Raw genomic sequence first — 17,881 nt, 5'->3', positions numbered from 1 at the left:
GGTTACTGCGGCTGGCGCTGGTCGAAGAAATCGGCCAGGTGATACATCTGGAAATTCAACTCCTTCATCTGGTCGAGCAGGGCCTGGTAGGGCTCCAGGTTGTTGTCCACAATGCCCTTATTGGCGTTGGTATTCGAGGGTTCGGCACCCACGAGGGTAGGGTCATTGTCCTGATACTTGAACCAGTGCCAGCCCACGCAATTCTTCGATTCGAGCAGGCCCAGCGTGAAATTCTGGTAGAAGCGGCCCCGGTCGGCCTGGGTCTTCACCACCCAGCCAGCCCCGGCGGTGTTAGCCAGGCCGGGAGCGTCTTCGCCCTTCACGTACCATTCCGTCACGATGAAGGGCTTGCCGGCGAAGACTTCCCAGTCGCGCACCCAGGTTTTCTCGGGCGTCCAGTTGTTGTAGTAGTTGATGCTCACGGCATCGAGGTACTTGCCCGCCACCCGCATCAACTCTGGGTAGTAGCGCTGCGCGCCGTGGAAGCGGCAGCCGAGGTACATATGGTTGGGGTCGTACTTCTTCAGGGCTTTGGCCACGATGCTGAAGTAGCGGTCGGCCGCGTAGGCCAGGAAATCCGCCCGGTTCTGGTCGGTAATGGTTTCGAGGGTGATGCTGCGCTCGTCGGCCCATTTTTTGGCGGCCATGTAGCCGGGCTCGGTCACGGGCAGCTTCAGGTAGCCGTCGAGGTTTTTGCGCAGCAGTGGCATCTCGTTGTCGGAGAAATAGCCGAAGAGGTTCTTGTCCTTCTTGTTCAGGGCCAGCTTTTTGGCCTGCTCCTCCACGTACTCGGGAAAACCGGGGTCGAAGGTGAAAATCACGTCGTTCGGGTAGCCCTTGTGGCCGGGCTGCACGTAGGTGCCGCCGCGCTTGCTGCCGTAGCCACTCATCCAATCCAGATTGATGGTGTAGGCCAGCGGCTGGTCAGCATTCAGGTTGTCGGCCTGGATTTCCTTGGTGGCCGACCATGCGCCCGCGCCATTGAAGCCGTTCGCAAAAAAGAACTTGCGGGTGGCGGCCATCCAGCCGGCGCGGTCGCTGTATTTGGCCTTGAGCGCCTTCTGGGTGCGCTCGGAGCCGCCGGGCTGCACGTCGTTGGGGGCGTTGTGCAGGAAGTAGTAGCCGTCGGGGTCCACGGCCCACCAACGGCCGTTTACTTTCTCGACGTGGAAGAAGCCGGTGGCCTTCGTTTTCTTATCGAGCCGCCCGCCGTACTTGTCCAGCTTGGTGGTGGCCGGGGTGAAGTTTTGCAGCGTGGCGATGGTGCGCGTGGGGTAGTTCTTGTACTCCGAAAATCCCGCTTTGCCGTCGACGGTGGAATTGTTGATGGTCTTTTTGGCGGCGACGCGTAGGGTATATTCGGCGCTGTCGCGGGATTGGGCTTGGGCGGTGAGGGTGAAGAGGAGAAGTCCAGCCGTCAGCCATTTGGTTTGATTCATCATCATTTCCCCGCGTCATATTTAGCCGCCTGCTGCCGGTAATATTCCTGCAGCACATAAAACGCCTTTTTCTTCTGTCCGGTGTTCGAAATCAGCCCCTTACGATTAAACCCGTTCTGATACACCGGGTGCTGCCGGCGGGTGGCGCGGAAGTCGGCCAGAATCCAGGGCGTCATGCCGCGCAGGCCCTTGATAGCGCCCAGCATCTTGAGCTGGTTCACGTAGAGCGCCTCTTGGTATTCCTCGCTCCAGCGGGTTTCGGCATCGCCGTGGTAGCCGGCCAGGGCATCGCCGCCAAATTCGCTAATCATCACCGGCTTGTTGTATTTGATGTCGAAGGTGTACTTAGTGATTTCACTGGGCTTGCCACCCCAGTACCAGCCGGCGTACTCGTTGAAGCTGGTCAGGTCCAGCGACTCGCCCAGCGGGTCGTCGACATGCACCACGTTATCGGGGGTGCGGTGCAGCTCCAGGGCGGCGGCAATGAGGCGGGTGTCGTCCAGGCTGCGGGCCTTTTTCACCAGGTTGGTCATGAAGACGAGGCGCGGGTCGCCAAGGGGCGTTTCGTTGCCCACGGACCAGACCACGATGCTGGCCCGGTTCTTCCCCATTGAAATCAGGTCCGAGAGCTGGGCTTCGGCATTCTGGTAAGTAGCGGGGTTTTGCCAGGCAATTGTCCAGTACACCGGCACTTCGGCCCAGACAAGCAGGCCCATTTCGTCGGCCAGCTTCAGCATGATTTCATTGTGCGGGTAGTGGGCCAAGCGCACGTAGTTGCAGCCCAGTTCTTTGGCCCAGGTGAGGAGCATGCGCAGGTCGCCCTCGCCGCGCGCCCGGCCGGGAATCAGCGGATTCTCATCGTGAATGGAAATGCCGCGCAGAAACGTGGATTTGCCGTTCAGCAGAATGTCCTGCCCCCGGGTCTGGATGGTGCGGAAGCCAATTTTGTCCTGCACCGTCTCGCTGCCGTTGCTCAGCGACACGGCGTAAAGCTTCGGGCTCTGCGGCGACCACAGTTTCAATTTCTTCGCCGGAATACTGAAGGTGGCGCGGCCTTCGCCGTCCGTTTTCAGAGTTTGTTTGATGCCGGCTTCGGCAATGTTCAGGGTTACCGACTGGCCGGCTTTACCGGCGCCGTCCATCTGCACGTAGCCGGCCAGCTGGCTCAGGTTGTCCTTGGCCAGCTGCACTTTGTAGTCGACGATGAACGTCTCCGATGCTTCGGCAATGAACACGTCGCGGGTGATGCCGCCGTAGTTCCACCAGTCGGTGTTGATGGTGGGCACGGCGTCGAGGTGGCGGGTGTTGTCGGCCTTCACTACCACGAAGTTCTCGCCGCTCGGGTTCAGCTTGTCCGTTACCTCGTATTGGATGGGCGTGAAGCCGCCCTGGTGCATGCCCAGCTTCTTACCGTTCAGATAGATATGAGCCTCGTAGTTGATGGCCCCGAAGTAGAGAAAATAGCGCTTGCCGGCCGTGGGCTTCAGCTTAAAATCCTTCTTGAACCAGATGGTGCCTTCGTAGTACAGCAGCTTGGTATCCTGCGAGTTCCAGTCGCCGGGAATCTGCATCGCGGCCGAGTGGTCGAAGTCGTACTCAATCAGCTCGGGCTCCTGCGCGGTGCTGGGCTTGGCGTTGTCGTAGTAGCCGCCTTTGCCGGTGGCCGACTTATCAAACGCCTCGCGGCGGTAGTCATAAAAGCCGTTTTCGTAGGGGTCGATGATGTAGTTCCAGCTGCCGTTGAGGCTGAGCACGCGGCGGCCCGGCGCATTCTGAATCAGGCTGGTTTGGGCGTGTGCCGGCGGGGCAGTGAAGAGGCTGGCCAGAACCAGAAACAGCACTGGCAGCAGCTTCAACGGGGTGGGTGGGGTCATGGGCAAAGGGAAGAAACAAGGAAGAGGCAAGCAGGCGATAGCGGAGGGAAGAGAGCTTGCGGGGCACCGGCCATTGCAGTGGCTTCTTGGGGTGCCGCCCAAACCTTCATCCCCTCATGCACTCACCAAATTGCTAGTTATAGCCCGGGTTCTGGGTCAGAATCGGGTTGGTCTGGATTTCCTGAATTGGCAGGGGGAACACCAGGTTGTTAGCGGTGATGTTTTTGATGCCGAGGCGCGTGAACAGGGCGTTCATCACGGGCAGGGCGCGGTCGGTGCGTACGAGGTCGAACCAGCGGTGGCCTTCAAAATTCAGTTCCAGGCGGCGCTCCAGCTCCAGGCGGGTGCGCAGGTCGGTTTGGCTGATGGTGGCGGGCAGGTCCACGGTGGGGGCGGCGGTGGCCACGGCCAAGCCCCGCGAGCGACGGATGACGCGGTTCACGGCATCGAGGGCGGCGGGGGTGATGGTGCCGGCCTCGTTCACGGCCTCGGCGTACATGAGCAGCACGTCGGCGTAGCGCAGGATAATCCAGTCGTTTTCAGCATCGAAGGCGCTGGTGGGCACGTCGTTGTACTTTTTGGTGTAGTAGATGGTGGCCGCGCCGGTGCCCGACGAGCCGAAGGAGGCGGCGGCCCGCACGTCGGTAGGCCCGCTGGCCGCGAAAGCCGCCGCCAGGTCGGGGTCCACGGAGTTGAACTGCTGACCCTGGCTCACGTTGTTGTTCACGGTGAGGGCCAGGGCCGCGGGCAGAATGGGCATAAACCAGGTGCTGAAGTAGCTGCCCACGCCCAGCGCGCCCTTGGTGTAGCGGGCGGCGGCCAGGATTTCGGTGTTCATCTCATTGGTGGTCAAAAAGATGCTGGTGTAGGTAGCTTGCAGCGCGTAGGTATTGCCATCGATGACCTTTTTCAGGGCGATGGCGGCGTCGCCGTACTTCTTCTCGGTGAGCAGTACCTTGCCCAGCAGGCCCTGGGCGGCCCCTTTGGTGGCGCGGCCCAGGTTGGCCCCGGTTTGGGTGGCGGGCAGGTTGGCTTCGGCAAAAGCCAGGTCCTTCTCAATCTGGTCGTACACCTGAACCTTGGGGGCGCGGCCAAACTGGTAGGCATCGGCAATGGAGGTGATTTCGCTGGTTACCAGCGGCACATCGCCCCAGATTTGCACGGCGTTGAAATACGCCAGCGCCCGGATGAAGCGCACCTCGCCAAACAGGCGGTTGCGCGTGGCGTCGGTGAGCTTCACCGCGCCGGCCCGACTCAGGATGATGTTGCAGCGCGCGATGGCCCGGTAAGTTACCAGCCACTGGCTGGGCAGGCGCGGGTTGAGGCCGGAGAGGCTAAAGTCGTTGAACTCGTTGAGCGCTTCGCCCGACGTCACCGCGAAGCTGTTGTCTGACGGGATTTCGGTGTACACGAACAGGCCCCGATTGCTGCCATTGCCATAAATGTCCTGCAACGAGGAGTACGCTGCCGTCACGCCGGTCACGATGCTCAGCGAGTCGGAGTAGCCCAGGGAGCTGGGCAGGCGGGTGGGGTCGTTCAGGTTGATGAAGTCCTTGCTGCACGACGAGGTGCCCAGTGCGGCCAGGCCCAGCAGCGTGGCGAAGGATGCACCCGAGAAAAATTTATTGAAAGTCATGGTGGGAATTAGTCTAAGAGGTTGGTTCTAGCTGAGCGCCATGCCGGTAGGCCGTCATGCAGAGCGCAGCGAAGCATCTTTACTGCTGAAGTAATCAATGCTGATGGCAACGAAGCGGGCAAGATGCTTCGCTGCGCTCTGCATGACTGTTCAGATAAGCGGCTGATTGCTAAAAGCCCAGCTGCACGCCCAGCGTGATGGTGCGGGCCATGGGATAGGAGCCCTGGTCCACGCCGTAGGTGGGGGCGGTGGTGTTGCCGTAGTTGTTGGCTTCGGGGTTGTAGCCGAAGTACTTGGTGAACGTGTACAGGTTCTGGATGCTGGTGTACACGGCCAGGCTTTGCAGGCTGGCGCGCTTCATCCACTCGCCGGGCACGCTGTAGCGCAACGTCACGTTGCGGACGCGCAGGAACGAGGCGTCATGTACGTAGTAGGAGTTGAACACCGACTTGAGGGAGCCCCGGAAGGTGGCCAGGGGCGTTTTGCCATCGCCGGGATTTTCCGGCGAGCGCCAGCGGTTCAGCACCTCAATGCGGGCGTTGGTGCCGCCGGCCCCGTTCACGGTGTAGCGGTCGGCCCCATAGAGCACGTCGTTTCCCTGCGAGCCTTGCAGCGTCACGGCCAGGGACAAGGCCTTGTAGCCGAAGGTGTTTTGCAGGCCGTAGGTGAATTTCGGGAACGGGTTGCCGATAACGCCGATGTCGAGGGTATTAATCTGGCCGTCGCCGTTCACGTCCTTGAACTTGAAGTCGCCGGGCCGTACCACGGTACCGCTGCCGGTCCATTTCGGGCTGGCGTCCACGTCGGCCTGGTTGAGGTAAATGCCTTCCTGCTGGTAGCCGTAAAACACGCCCAGCGGCTGGCCCGGCACCACCCGAATGGAACTGCCGTAGCCAAACACGGCGTCATAGGTCAGCTGCTCGTTGGCCCCGGCCAGGGCAATCACCTGGTTGCGGTTGATGGAAAGGTTGGCCGAGGTGCTCCACGTAAAGTTGCTGCCCTGGATGTTGGCCGTGTTCAGCTGGAACTCCAGGCCCCGGTTGCGTACCTCGCCCACATTGGCCAGCGCCCGCGACGAGAAGCCCAGGATAGCGGGAATGTTGCGGTTCAGCAGCAGGTCGGTGGTGTTGCGCTGGTAGGCGGCCACGGTCAGGTAAATGCGGTCGCGGAACAGGCCCAGGTCGAAGCCGGCATCGACCTGCTTGTTGGTTTCCCAGCTCAGGTTGCTGATGGCCACCCCGTTGGGCGAGAAGCCGAAGGCGCGGGTCCCGTTACCGGTGCCAAACACGTAGTTGGCCCCCTGCTGGTAGTTCTGGTAGTTGTAGTCGCCGATGTTGTTGTTGCCGGTCACGCCGTAGCTGGCGCGCAGCTTCAGCTCGCTGATGGCCGAGAATTGCTTGATGAAGTTCTCCTCCGCCACGCGCCAGGCCAAGGCCAGCGAGGGGAAAGTGGCGTACCGGTTGTCGGGGCCGAAGCGCGACGAGCCGTCCGTGCGCAGCGCGGCGGTCAGAATGTAGCGCTCCTTGAAGGCGTAGTCGAGCCGCCCGAATACCGACGTCAGCGCGTTGGAGGTGTTGAACAGGCCGGAGCCGAACACCTGGCCGGCGGCCGTGGGGTACTCGATGTTGGTGTTGGTGTAGGTGCCCGTCTGGCCCGATACCGTGCTGCCTTCCGCCGTGTTGTACTGGGCAGCGTAGCCGGCCAGCAGGGTCACGTTGTGGTTGGTGGCGAAGGTGCGGTTGTAGGTGGCGGTGTTCTCCCACACCCAGTTCAGGTTGGTGCTGTTGAGGCGGCGGGCGTCGATGTTGTTCAGCACGGGGTTCGACAGGTTGGCGAGCTGGTTGCCGTTGGTGGGCAGCGTGGCGGGCACGTAAATGGCGCGGCGGCTATTCACCAGCTCAGACCCGAAGTTGGTGCGCAGGTGCAGGCCGCTTATCACCTCAAAATCGAGGAAAGTGGAGCCTAGAATGCGCGCGGCGTTGTTGCGGTCCTGGTAGAGGTCCAGCGGGGCCACGGGACTCAGCAGGTCACCGGGGTTGGTGATGCCGTTCCGGGTACCGGTTTTCAGGCTGGCGTAGTCGCCGTTGGGCAGGCGCACCGGCACAATGGGCGGCATAATGATGGCCGCCGTGACGGCTCCGGTTTCGCCGCCGGGGCCACCGCCCGTAATGCTGCCGCCGTTGTAGCTGCCCGAAATGGGCACCACGTCGGTGCGGGTGAAGTTGGGGGCCAGGCTCAGGCCCAGCTTCAGCTTCTTGCTCAGCTGGGCGTCGTAGTTGGCCCGCAGCGAGAACCGCTCGAAGCCCGAGCCTTTCACAATGCCGCTCTGCTTGAAGTAGCCGCCCGAAATGTAGAAACGTGATATATCGGTGCCGCCGGTGGCGCTTAGCTGGTACTGCTGCTGCACGCCGGTCTGGAAAATCTCCTTCTGCCAGTCGGTATCGGGCAGGGTGTTGGGGTCGGCGGCCAGCAGTGCCTGCACACTGGGGTCGGTGACGACCTGCCCCCCGTTGGTGACCGACTCCCGGAAATAATCCAGGAACTGGTCGCGGTTGAGTAGCTCCAACCGCTTGGCCACCTGCTGAATGCCGGTGTTGGCCGAGAAGTTGAAGCGGGTTTTGCCGTCGGTGGCCCCGCGCTTGGTGGTCACAATTACGATGCCGTTGCCCCCGCGCGAGCCGTAGATGGCGCAGGCCGCCGCGTCCTTCAGAATCTGCACGCTCTGAATGTCGCCGGGCGCAATCTGCGAGAAGCTGTCGGCGTTGTTGAGCGGGTAGCCGTCCACCACGTAGAGTGGGTTGTTGCCGGCCGAAATCGAGCCCAGGCCGCGAATGCGAATAACCGCGCTGGCCCCCGGCTCGCCGGAGGGCTCCGTAATCTGGGCCCCGGCCACCAGGCCCACCAGCGCTTCGGCGGGCGAGGCCACCGGAATCAGCTCCACCTGCTTGGCCGAGATGGTGGAAATGGACGTGGCCAGCATTTTCTTTTCCTGCACGCCGTAGCCCACCACCACCACTTCCTCCAGTCCGTTGGCATCGGGCGCGAGGGCGGCGTTGATGGCCGTGCGGCCGCCCACGGCTTCCTCCTTGGCCGCGTAGCCCACGAAGGTGAAAATCAGGGTGGCGTTGTCGGCGGCTTTAATGCTGTAGCGGCCGTCGGCATCGGTCTGGGTGCCGTTGCTGGTGCCCTTCACGATGACGTTGACGCCGGGCAGGCCCGCGCCTTTTTCATCCACCACGCGGCCCGTAATCGTGATGTCGGCCCGCACAGCGTGCAGGGTGGGGGCAAGTTCGGCGGCCGAGGCCAGATGCAGGCCGAGGCCCAGGCTCAGGGCCGGGAGCAGCACCAGAGGCCGCAGGCAGCGCCGGAAATCAAGTCGTAAAGTGACCATCATAAGTGGGGGTGGGAGTTTGGTGACAAAGAGAGACGAAGCCGGCCGGCGCACCGCACCAGGGGCGGGCTCATCGGAGCGGTAGCAAGTCCGAAGCTCAATGGAGGAGCTTAAAACCGGGCTTGGCTCTGCGAATTACCGGATTGTAATCTGCTATCTAATGCAATAGCAGGGCTTTATTTACGTAAACGTTTGCAGCAAATCGGGCCGTTTTGGGCGGGTAGCGGCCGGGCTTTGTAACTTGCCAGACATTCACCAGCCCCGAAAAAGGCTGGTTCCCCTTTTTTCTGTCCCAAAGCCGACCCTCCCCATGACGCCCGTGAACCTGAAGTCGCTGGCCGAAGAGCTGAACATGTCCATCGCCACGGTGTCGCGGGCGCTGCGCGACAGCCACGAAGTATCGGAAGCCACTAAAATCCGCGTGCGCGCTCTGGCCGCCGCCCGCCACTACGAGCCCAATGCCTACGCCAGCAGCCTGCGCCGCAACATCAGCAAGACCATCGGCGTGGTCATTCCCAAGGTGGCCAACCACTTCTTCGCGCTGGCCATCAATGGGATAGAAGAAGCCGCCCGGCAAGCCGGCTACCACGTGCTCATCTATCTCACCCACGACGATTACGCCCGCGAAGTCTCCATCGTGCAGCATCTTAAGGGCGGCCGGGTCGATGGCCTGCTCATGTCCGTGGCCAGCGGGACCGAGGATTTTGCCCACATCAAGAGCCTACGCGAAGCCAATATTCCCATCGTGTTTTTCGACCGCGTGTGCGCCGAAGTGGCTACGGCCAAAGTCACGACCAACGACTACGAAAGCGGCTACCAGGCCACCGAGCACCTCATCCAAGCCGGCTGCCGCAACATCGCGCACCTGCTCATTTCCAACAACCTGTCCATCGGTCAGTTCCGGCAGCAGGGCTACCTCGATGCCCTCGCGGCACACGGCCGCCCCGCCGACCCCGACCTCATCCTGCACGGCGTGATGGACAACCAGCAGAACGTGGGCCTCATCCGCGAGCTGCTGCTGCGCCGGCCCGATATCGACGGCGTATTCGCGTCCGTCGAGCGGCTGGCCATCAGCACCTACCACGTCTGCAACGAGCTGGGCCGCCGCATTCCGCAGGACATCAAGGTCATCGGCTTCTCCAACCTCGAAGCCGCTGCCCTGCTCGACCCGCCGCTGTCCACCATCACCCAACCCGCCTACGATATCGGTCGCGAAGCCGCCAAAATCCTGCTCCGCGCCGTGGAAAAGAAGAAAGCCGTGCTTCCCAGCCAAAGCGTGGTGCTGGAATCGACACTGTTTGAGCGTCGTTCCACGTCCAGCCGGTAAGCTTGCGCTCAACGCAAAAGAGGCCCGGTCATGCTATGACCGGGCCTCTTTTGCGTTGAGCGCAAGGGGCTTACTCCTTCACGATTTTCTGGTGGTGCTGGCCGGTAGCGGTGGTCACGGTGAGTTGATAAAGACCCTTGGCCAGGTTCCGTATGTCAACCTGACCGGTGCGGCCCACGGCCTGCGTAAGGCAAACCCGGCCGGCTAAGTCGCGCAGGGTGGCCTGGCCGGCGTCGGCGTCCAGGGCCAGGTAGAGGGTGCCGGTGGCCGGGTTGGGATAGGCGCTCAGACCCGGGCCCGCCGCCGGGGCGGTGCTGGCCCCGAGCGCCGCGCCGCGGGCTTGCACGGGTTCAGTCACATTCACCTCATCGAAACGCCATTGCTCGGAGAGGTAGTCGGCAAAGTAGCTGTACTGCACCAGCGGGAGGTCGGGCGTCACGCCGCCGCCTTTCACGTTGAGGTACTTGCCGCTGCGCTTGTTCTGGAGGCGGTAGTAGCCGCCACTGCCGGTGTAGCTGATGCGCCACTGCAGGTAGTCCTGGCCCAGGCTGGTTTCGTTTAGGGCCTCCTGGCCAATGGGCTGGTTTTCCTGAATGCGTTCGGCGTCGGTGGCGCCTTTGGGCCGCAGGGCGCGGTCGGTGTATTGGTTCACCACGAAATAGTAGCCGGGGGCGGCGGGCTTGAGCAGCCAGTTGGCCGAGCTGACGCCCGCCACGCTGCCCACAAACTGCGTCACGTCGGCGGTGGCCGCGCCGCCCGTGGGCCGCGCAAAGCCCTGCGTGCCCGCCGCAACCGAGCTTCTGCTCACGAAATTGAACGCCAGCTGCTGTTGCGGGGCCGCGTTGCCTTGGGAGTAAAATACTTTCGAGAGCAGATTGCCGCTGGCGTCGAGGTTGTAGAGGTGGGTAGTTTGTGGCGGAATGGTGGCAAACAGCTGCCGGGCGTTGCCGCCGTTCAGGGCAATCTGCACGGTTTCCGGCCCGCGCGCCACGTTGTCGAGTGAGGCCCGGTAGCCGTAGCTGGTGGCGTTTTGCGTGTTCATTATCATCACCGTAAAGCCGGCCGGGCCTTTCATGCCCAGCACCACCAGGTGGTCGGTTTCGGCGCTTTGGGTGCCGGGCATCACGTTGGCCTGGCGGTAGTTGCTGAGCATGGCCAGGTGCCACATCGTGGAGCGGCGGGCCGGACTCACCGTGGCGCTGCCCTCGGTGTCATATAGCGACTGGTCGTACTCGCCGTGGTTGGCGCTGCTTTCGTACACGCTCCAGGGCGTCACGCACAGGGCGTTTTGCTTCATGAGCAACTTGGCCATCGTGGCCACAAACTGGCCCGCGCCGAAGTCCCAGGGTTTGGCGTCGGTCGCGGCCGATTTGGTGTACGCATTCACCTCCGTCAGGGCCATGCGCAGGGGAGCCGCCGTGCCGTTGGTGGCGCGGCCGCCGTTGTTCACGTTGGCCAGCAGCTGGGCCACCAGGCCCACGCGCCCCTGCATCACCGACTCGGGCTGGTCGCCGTAGAAATGGAAAGCGAAATAGTCGAGCAGGGGCACGCCGTTCCAGTAGCTGCTACCCAGGTTGTCGATAAAGCGGAAGAAATAGTCGTTGATGGCCCGGTTATCGAAGATGCGAAAATCGGGGCCCACCAGCTTGCAGCCGGGCCGGTCGTTTTTCAGCCGGATGGCCAGCGTTTTGTACTGGCCCACCCAGGACGAATACGTGTAGCCAAACTCATTGGGATGGGCGGCCACGTCGTTGCGCCAGTCGTCGGTGTCGTTGTAGGGCGTCGAATCGGGGTTGCCGGGGTCGGGCTCGTTGCCAATGGCCCAGTACGTGACGGTGATGTTGTTGGTGCTGAAATAGGCCACGAAGCTGCTCAGCTCGTCCTTGGTCAGCGTGATGGGAATCTGCACGATGGGCTCGGCCCCAATGGAGCGGGCGTACTGGATGGGGCCAACATATTTGGCCGGATTCTTCCAAGCGGAGTTCCAGTCAAACTCGTGGCCGCCCACGCGCAGCCAGCGCAAATCGGCTTTTTTCAGGTCGTTGGTGAGGGCCGGGCCGGGCTGACTGCCGCCGGGCCCGGCATCGCCGGAATACCAGTAGTTAATGCCAAAAAACTTCGGGTCGATGGCCTGGGCCGAAGCCGCGGCGTGGGCCAGCAGCAGCACCAGCGCCACGCCGCCTGCGCGCCAGACCCGCGCCGGTAGCGCCGCCTGCAAAGCCAGCGCCAAAAAGGACAAAACAGTAGCTTGCTTCTTCATGTGGGAATTGGGGTTGGTGTAGGAAAAAAAGGCAATAGGGTTGCCAGCGCCCCGTTTGGGGCACCGGCATTCCAAATAATAGCAGGAGCAAAATGGCCAATTTGGCCGGGCCGTTATTCCGCTAGCACCACGCGCTTCGTCAGCGTCTGGCCCTCGGCCTGCAAGCGTAGCGTGTACACGCCCACCGCCAGCGCCGAAGTCCGGAACTCGGCTGTAGCACCCGCCGCCGTTAGGGGAATAGTGCGCGTGAGCACGGCCTGGCCCAGCGCGTTGAATAAGGTGGCGCGCACGGTGGCTTGCCCCGCCAGCGGCGGCAGCAGCAGCGTGAAACGGCCGGGGGCCGGGTTCGGGTAGATGCTGACGGTGGCGTCGCTCAGCTCCGCCCGTGTGGCCGTGACGGTGGCCGGACGCAGCACCAGACTAAAGCGACCGGTGCCGCTCGTGGCCGTGGCCAGCGTGAAAGCGTAATTGGTGCCCGCTGCCATTACTTGCTGAGTGCCCGTCAGGGCATCGCGTAGCAGCACCGTCGTGGTGCCGAAATTGGCCAAATCAGCCACTTCGAGGGTGAAGCTGCCGGCCTGGGGCACCCGCAGGTGCAGCGGTACCACTACTTCCGTGGCCCCGAGCAGGGGCAGGCCGTTGATGGCCAGCGGACGGGTGCCGCTCAGCGTCGCCAGGTCGAAGCCGGCGGGGTTAGATAGTTTAGTGGCGTCGAACTCGGCATCGATGCCAGCCGTGGCCCCGGCTTGCAGGTACAGAAAAGCGTCGTCGTGCAGGCTGGCTCCGGTCAGCCGCAGGTGCAGCAGGGGGCGGGTATCGGCGGTGCCGCGCCCGAACGGGGGCTGCGCCGCGAAGCTGGTGACGCGGTTGGCGTTGGTCAGGTTCACCGCGCCGGGCGTGCCGGCGGTGCTCACCCGCACGAAGTAGCCCGAGCCGGCCACCACCAGCGGCGAGGTGCCCACGCCGTTGGCGTAGCTGCGGTAGGTGCCGGCGTACTGGCCGGTACTCTGGTACACATACATAGCGGCGTCCAGGCCGGGGCGCTGGGCGGCAGCCACGGTGCTCCAGTCGAGCGGGCTGGGGTAGGGGTTGCCGAGGAGTTGCCAGCCGGCGTCGGCATCGGTGCCCCGGTTCAGCGTGCCCGAGTTTTGGGCGGCGTTGTTGAAGGTGCCGGTGAAGGCCGCGGGTGCGGTGGTGGCGGGCATGTTGACGGTGTAGCCGCGCGTGGGCTGCATGACGTCGGCCGCGCCGGCGGGCGTAAACCAGCCCTTGTCAAAAGCCCCATAGCTGGAAGTAACGGTGGCAATCCGGCCTTCATCGTATCCAAACACCGTGGGGAAAGGCGACACTGAGCCCGGTGTAGTGCTGGTATTGTAGGCCGAATTAAACGTGGGTGCGAAGCCCGTGGTGTTCAGACTGGCAAACGTGGCCCCGGCCACCGGCGAGCTGAAATGGCGGTAACCCAGGCCCGTCGCGCCGCCGGTCAGGGCCCGCTGCATGGTGCCGCTGCCGGTTACCACGCCGCCGGTGTTGTCAATCAGGGCCGTGCCATCGGCCGAGGAAAGCAGCGTGAACGGCTGGCCGCCGGTGCTCAGATTGCCGCTTTGCAGGCGAGCCACCTGGGCAATATTTACGGCTTGGCTCAGGGTGAGGCCGAGGGCGTTGTTCACGGTCAGGTCGCGCACTTGGGCGGGCAGGCCCGCGCCGGTGAGCTGGGCCGTCGTGCCGTTGTAGGTGTAGGAGGCGTCCATAGCAAAGGTCCGGGCACCAGTGACCTGCACGGCCCCGGTAGCGCCCGTGACCGCGATGCCGGCCGGGTCGCAGATTTGGAGCTCGGCCCCGGCTTGCAGCCCGAAGCTGGCCGCGCCGCTCAGCGCCTGGCAATTGCTGGTGAATACGCCGCCCGCCTGCACCTGCACGGCGCTGGCCACGCTGGTAGCGCCCAGCAGCGTGAGCAGCCCGCCGCTCTGCACCGTAATGCTGTTGTAGCTGCCGCCGGCCGTGAGGCGCTGGCCGCTGGCCACCACCAAATCAGGCCCCAGTACCACGTTGCGCAAGCTCTGGATGTAGTCGATGTTGGGCTGGCCGAAGCCGTAGCCCCAGTTGAAGGCCGTGCTTTTGCTGAGCGCGCCCTTGGCCCCGTTGTAGTCGGTCAGGTCCTGGGCGGGATTCAGGGGGTAGTGGAAGGTGCCGCCGCCGGCATCGGTGCCATCGGGCGAGGTCATTTTGGCCCCCGTCACCGACAGGTAGAGCGTGGAGGGCACGCCCGCGCTGCCGCCGCCCTTGGTGGCGTAGGTATGAATGGCTCCGGCCACGCCGGCCGCCGTGCCCGTTTTCACCATCACCATGTCATACTGCGTGATGTTGAAGGAGTTGCCGGTGGCCAGGTTGGTCAGGTAGGTGGGGTTATCCAGCAATAAATCAAGCGTGAAGTCCGAGGCGTCCACATCGGGCACGTAGCCCGTGGGGCCGGCCAGGCGGCGCAGCACGATGGTGGTGCCAATGCGCAAATCACTCCAGAAAGGGGTGTTGTTGAAGCTATACTTTCCGCCGTTATCGGCCGTGTTGTTAGTTTCGAAGTCCTTCACAATCAGGCCCCGCACGTCGAGGTGGTCGCGCACTACCAGCAGCTCCACCGCATCGAGGTTGCCGTTGGCATCGTTCGAGCCGTTGTACACGCGGTTCACCACGATGGTGGGCGGTGCAAAGGCCTGGTTGCGCAGCAGCTGGACGTAGTTGATGTTGCCCGTGCCGAAGCCATAGCCCCAGTTGCGGCTGGTGCTGGTGCTGCTGGCCGCGCTGGTGCCGTTGTAGTCGGCGGTGGTCTGGGCCGGATTCAGTGGGTAGAGGAACGCGCCCGTACCGAGGGCGGCGTTGAATACCAGCTTCGGCCCCGCCAGGCCGGTGTAGAGGGCGTTGGTGCTGCCGTTGTTGGAAACCAGGGCGTGGACCGGATTATCAATGCCGCTCGCCGCGCCGGTTTTCAGCAGCACCATGTCGGTATTGGTCAGGTTGAAATTCTGGCCCGCGCCCGACAAATCCGCCAGGTACGTGGCGTTCTCCATCAGCATATCCACCGTGAAGTCCGACGCGTCCACGTCCGCCGCGTACCCGGTGATGCCCGACGCCAAACGGCGCAGCACGATGGTAGTGCCAACGCGCAAATCCTTCCACAAAGCCTGGTCCTTAAACTGAATTTTGCCGCCGGTATCGCTGGTCAGGTTGGTTTCGAAGTCCTTCATCACCAGCCCGCGAATATCGAGGTGGTCCTGCGTCACGAGCAGCTCCACGGCATCCGTCGAGCCGTCCGAAGTCGAACTGCCGTTGTACGCCCGGTTCACCACGATGCCGGTGAGCGGCTGCTCCACAAACGTCAGTTTCGAGAAATTGAAGCCCCCGCTCACAACGTCGAACTTGAGCGTGGCAGTGGGCGAGGCCTCCAGGTACACGTTGTTGATAATCAGGTCCTGGTAGGTGCCAAAGCTGCCCGTGGCGGGCACGGCCACCACGCCGGTGCGGTCCACGTCGTTCACCGACAGCCGCACCGAGCCCGTGGACGTGGCCCCCGTCGATACCCGCACCGTGAGCCGGTAGAGGCCGGTGCGCAGCACGTTCACCGTGTATTTCAGCCACTCGCCGCTGGCCGTGTAGCCCACTTCGCCCAGGCCCTCGCCGCTGTTGCTCGTGTCCACGCCTTCGTTGGGGCGGGGCACGGTGGGGTCGGCAGCCGCGCCCCGGTTGGCCGTTTCCGTGTCGTGATAGGCCACGTTTTCGCCGCCGTTGTCGTACTCCACCGCCTTCACCACGCCCGGAATCACGGGCGTGGTGGCGGGGTAAGGCGTGCGAATGCAGGCGCTGACGGGCAGGTAATTCACCTTCGTGGTCACAATGGTCGTGTCCGCGTTCACCAGCGTCAGCGAGATGGTTTTGTTGCCGGCCGTGGCGTAGGTCACCGCAATCGGACCCCGGCCGGTGCCGGTGGCCGGCGTGGCCCCCGCCCCAAAATCCCAGGTCAGCGAAGTGGCTTCGCCCAACACCGAGGCCGTGAAATTCACCGCCTCGGGAGCCACGCAGGTAAAGGTTTTGTCCGACGAAAACGAGGCTAGCGTCACGTTGCGGCCGGGGTATCGGTAAGAGGGCGGCAGCGCCTGCTGCGCGTGTTGCAGCGAGTACACGATTTTGCGCGTGAGTGCGCCCTGGCTGTTGAAGAGTAGCACCAGAGTGGATTGCGCGTAGATTTTATCGTTGTAGAAGTTGTTGATGCCGGCCGGCACGTTGATTTTCAGGGCTGCCGCGCCGGGCACCGTGGCCCCGTCCAACTGCACCGTGAAGTCGTAGTCCGTCACGTCGCTCTCGTTCAGCACCATCACGGCCGTGGTGCCGTTGTCGGTGCTGCTGAGCACCTTCACCAGCGTCTGGTTATCGGTGGCGTTGAGGTTGATGCCGTGCAGGTTTTCCGACACCAGCATCTCGTGCCAGAACGCCGAGCGCGGCTTAATAGCCGCCACGGTACTCCCGTCGAGGTAACCCAAATCGCCCGTTCCGCGCGCCCCGCTGCCCTCATGAATCGACCACGGCTGCATCGACACGGCCTCGTACTTCATGCCCACCCCGAATACCTCGGCCCAGAACTGCCCGTTCAGGAACGAATGCACGCCCACGCCCTCCACCGTATTGGCGGCGGGGTTGGCGTAGTCCACGTTGAATTCGGTGAGCGCCCAGCGCAGGGCGCTGGCCCCGGTGCGGTTGTGCAGGGTGTTGGCATTGGCCATGAGCCCCAGCAGATTGGTGACGTTGGTGGTCAGGTTGTTGGTGCCCGTCACCACCGAAGCGCGGGTTTGCGTGCCGCTGAACGGGTAGGTGTGGAAGGAAATAACGTCGATGTAGTAGCGGCCGTTGGCATCGGTGCCGGTGATGTCGTTAGCCCCGCCCACCAGCGCGGGCATGTAGCCGCCGCCGTAGGAGGCATTTTCCGGCCCCACGGTCAGGATGGTGGGGTCCACCGCTTTCATGGCCGAGGCGAAGGACTTGATGTAAGCCGCCACGCCCGCCACGCTCACCGGGTTCGATTGCGAGGCATTGTTGAGGTCGGGCTCGTTGCCGATAATCCAGTACCGGATGTTGCGGCCCATCGTGATGTTCACGTACTGCACCACCTGCGCCGCCTGGGCCGCCGTGAACCGCCCGCGCCCCTCCGATACCTGCACCATTGGCTCGGCCCCGATGCGCCGGATGGAGTCAATCAGGGCGATGTACTGCGCATTAGTCACCAGATTGGAATTCACCCCGTTGCCGCCGATGCGAATCATCTTCACCTTCGACTGCTTCACCACCGGCCAGAGCCGGTCGAGCAGTCCGTTGAATACCTGCGTGCCCAGGGCGGTAGGCAGCCAGGCATTCTGGCCGGCTAGGTAGGGCGAAATGGCCTGGCCGTGGCCGATGCCCAGCGCCAGCCAGCTCAGCAGCAAAATCGATAGCAGTTTCTTCATCGGGGTGGGAGTTTGGTTGATTGTAGTGTCTGATAGGAGCGGGGCGGCACGACCAAAAAGGGTGTACCCCGCCGGCCAGCCGAAAAGCATCGGCGGCGAGGAAAAACCAGAAAAAACAGGGGCCGAAACGGGAGCAGCCCGCATCAGCCAAAAATGAACGAATCAGCGCCACCCCGACTCAGATGGAGCACCGTAGCCGGATAGAACCTGACCATTCGATGCGAACAGGTGACTAAAGGTATTGGGCTGCCGCGCCTAAAAGCTAGGATGTTAGCGGATTTATCTACGAAAACGTTTGCGGTAAAACCAGGCCGGTAAGGGTAGCAGCAAGCGGGTAGCACTGGCACCAAACGCCACGTAACGCGGCTAAGGCGCAACCGCCACGCCGTAAGCAAGTGCCGCCGGAAAAACTTGGTTCGGGCGTAGCTTGCCGCCGGCGTGCTGGCAACGCCCCGCCTCCCGCCG

At 63.2% G+C, this 17,881-nt stretch carries 7 protein-coding genes; 1 reads left to right on the top strand and 6 read right to left on the bottom strand.

The genetic code is table 11. The features are described from left to right. Positions 1–2 precede the first annotated feature (2 nt). The 4 genes from ACVWYF_RS15175 to ACVWYF_RS15160 all read right to left on the bottom strand — a co-directional run bounded on the left by ACVWYF_RS15175 (position 3) and on the right by ACVWYF_RS15160 (position 8,343). On the bottom strand, positions 3–1,445 hold the full coding sequence (locus ACVWYF_RS15175; protein WP_457069454.1) for a hypothetical protein: 1,443 nt from the start codon (positions 1,443–1,445) through the stop codon (positions 3–5). Further along, positions 1,442–3,313: a glycoside hydrolase family 2 protein gene (locus ACVWYF_RS15170; protein ID WP_457069452.1), complete on the bottom strand. Its 1,872-nt coding sequence runs from the start codon at positions 3,311–3,313 to the stop codon at positions 1,442–1,444. Before ACVWYF_RS15170 ends, ACVWYF_RS15175 begins: the two co-directional genes overlap by 4 nt. A gap of 133 nt (positions 3,314–3,446) precedes the next feature. After that, positions 3,447–4,949, bottom strand: coding sequence for a RagB/SusD family nutrient uptake outer membrane protein (locus tag ACVWYF_RS15165; protein WP_457069450.1), 1,503 nt, complete (start codon positions 4,947–4,949; stop codon positions 3,447–3,449). A 169-nt stretch (positions 4,950–5,118) separates the two neighbouring features. Then, the gene (locus ACVWYF_RS15160) at positions 5,119–8,343 is read right to left on the bottom strand and encodes a SusC/RagA family TonB-linked outer membrane protein (RefSeq protein WP_457069448.1); all 3,225 of its coding nucleotides are present in this window, start codon (positions 8,341–8,343) and stop codon (positions 5,119–5,121) included. A gap of 307 nt (positions 8,344–8,650) precedes the next feature. Here ACVWYF_RS15160 and ACVWYF_RS15155 point away from each other — a divergent pair, with 307 nt between their 5' ends. After that, positions 8,651–9,667: a LacI family DNA-binding transcriptional regulator gene (locus ACVWYF_RS15155; protein WP_457069446.1), complete on the top strand. Its 1,017-nt coding sequence runs from the start codon at positions 8,651–8,653 to the stop codon at positions 9,665–9,667. Positions 9,668–9,737: 70 nt separating this feature from the next. On the opposite strand, the gene ACVWYF_RS15150 is transcribed toward ACVWYF_RS15155, so the two are convergent. Together ACVWYF_RS15150 and ACVWYF_RS15145 are read right to left on the bottom strand one after the other, a co-directional pair. Next, on the bottom strand, positions 9,738–11,927 hold the full coding sequence (locus tag ACVWYF_RS15150; RefSeq protein WP_457069444.1) for a T9SS type A sorting domain-containing protein: 2,190 nt from the start codon (positions 11,925–11,927) through the stop codon (positions 9,738–9,740). Between the two features lie 113 nt (positions 11,928–12,040). Beyond that, entirely contained in the window at positions 12,041–17,416 is a 5,376-nt protein-coding gene (locus tag ACVWYF_RS15145; RefSeq protein WP_457069442.1) for a carbohydrate-binding protein, read from the bottom strand. Between the last annotated feature and the right edge of the window lie 465 nt (positions 17,417–17,881).

The organism is Hymenobacter sp. UYAg731 (assembly GCF_054061335.1).
The sequence above is the reverse complement of the archived record's forward strand: the minus strand, read 5'-3'. Positions and strand labels throughout refer to the sequence as shown.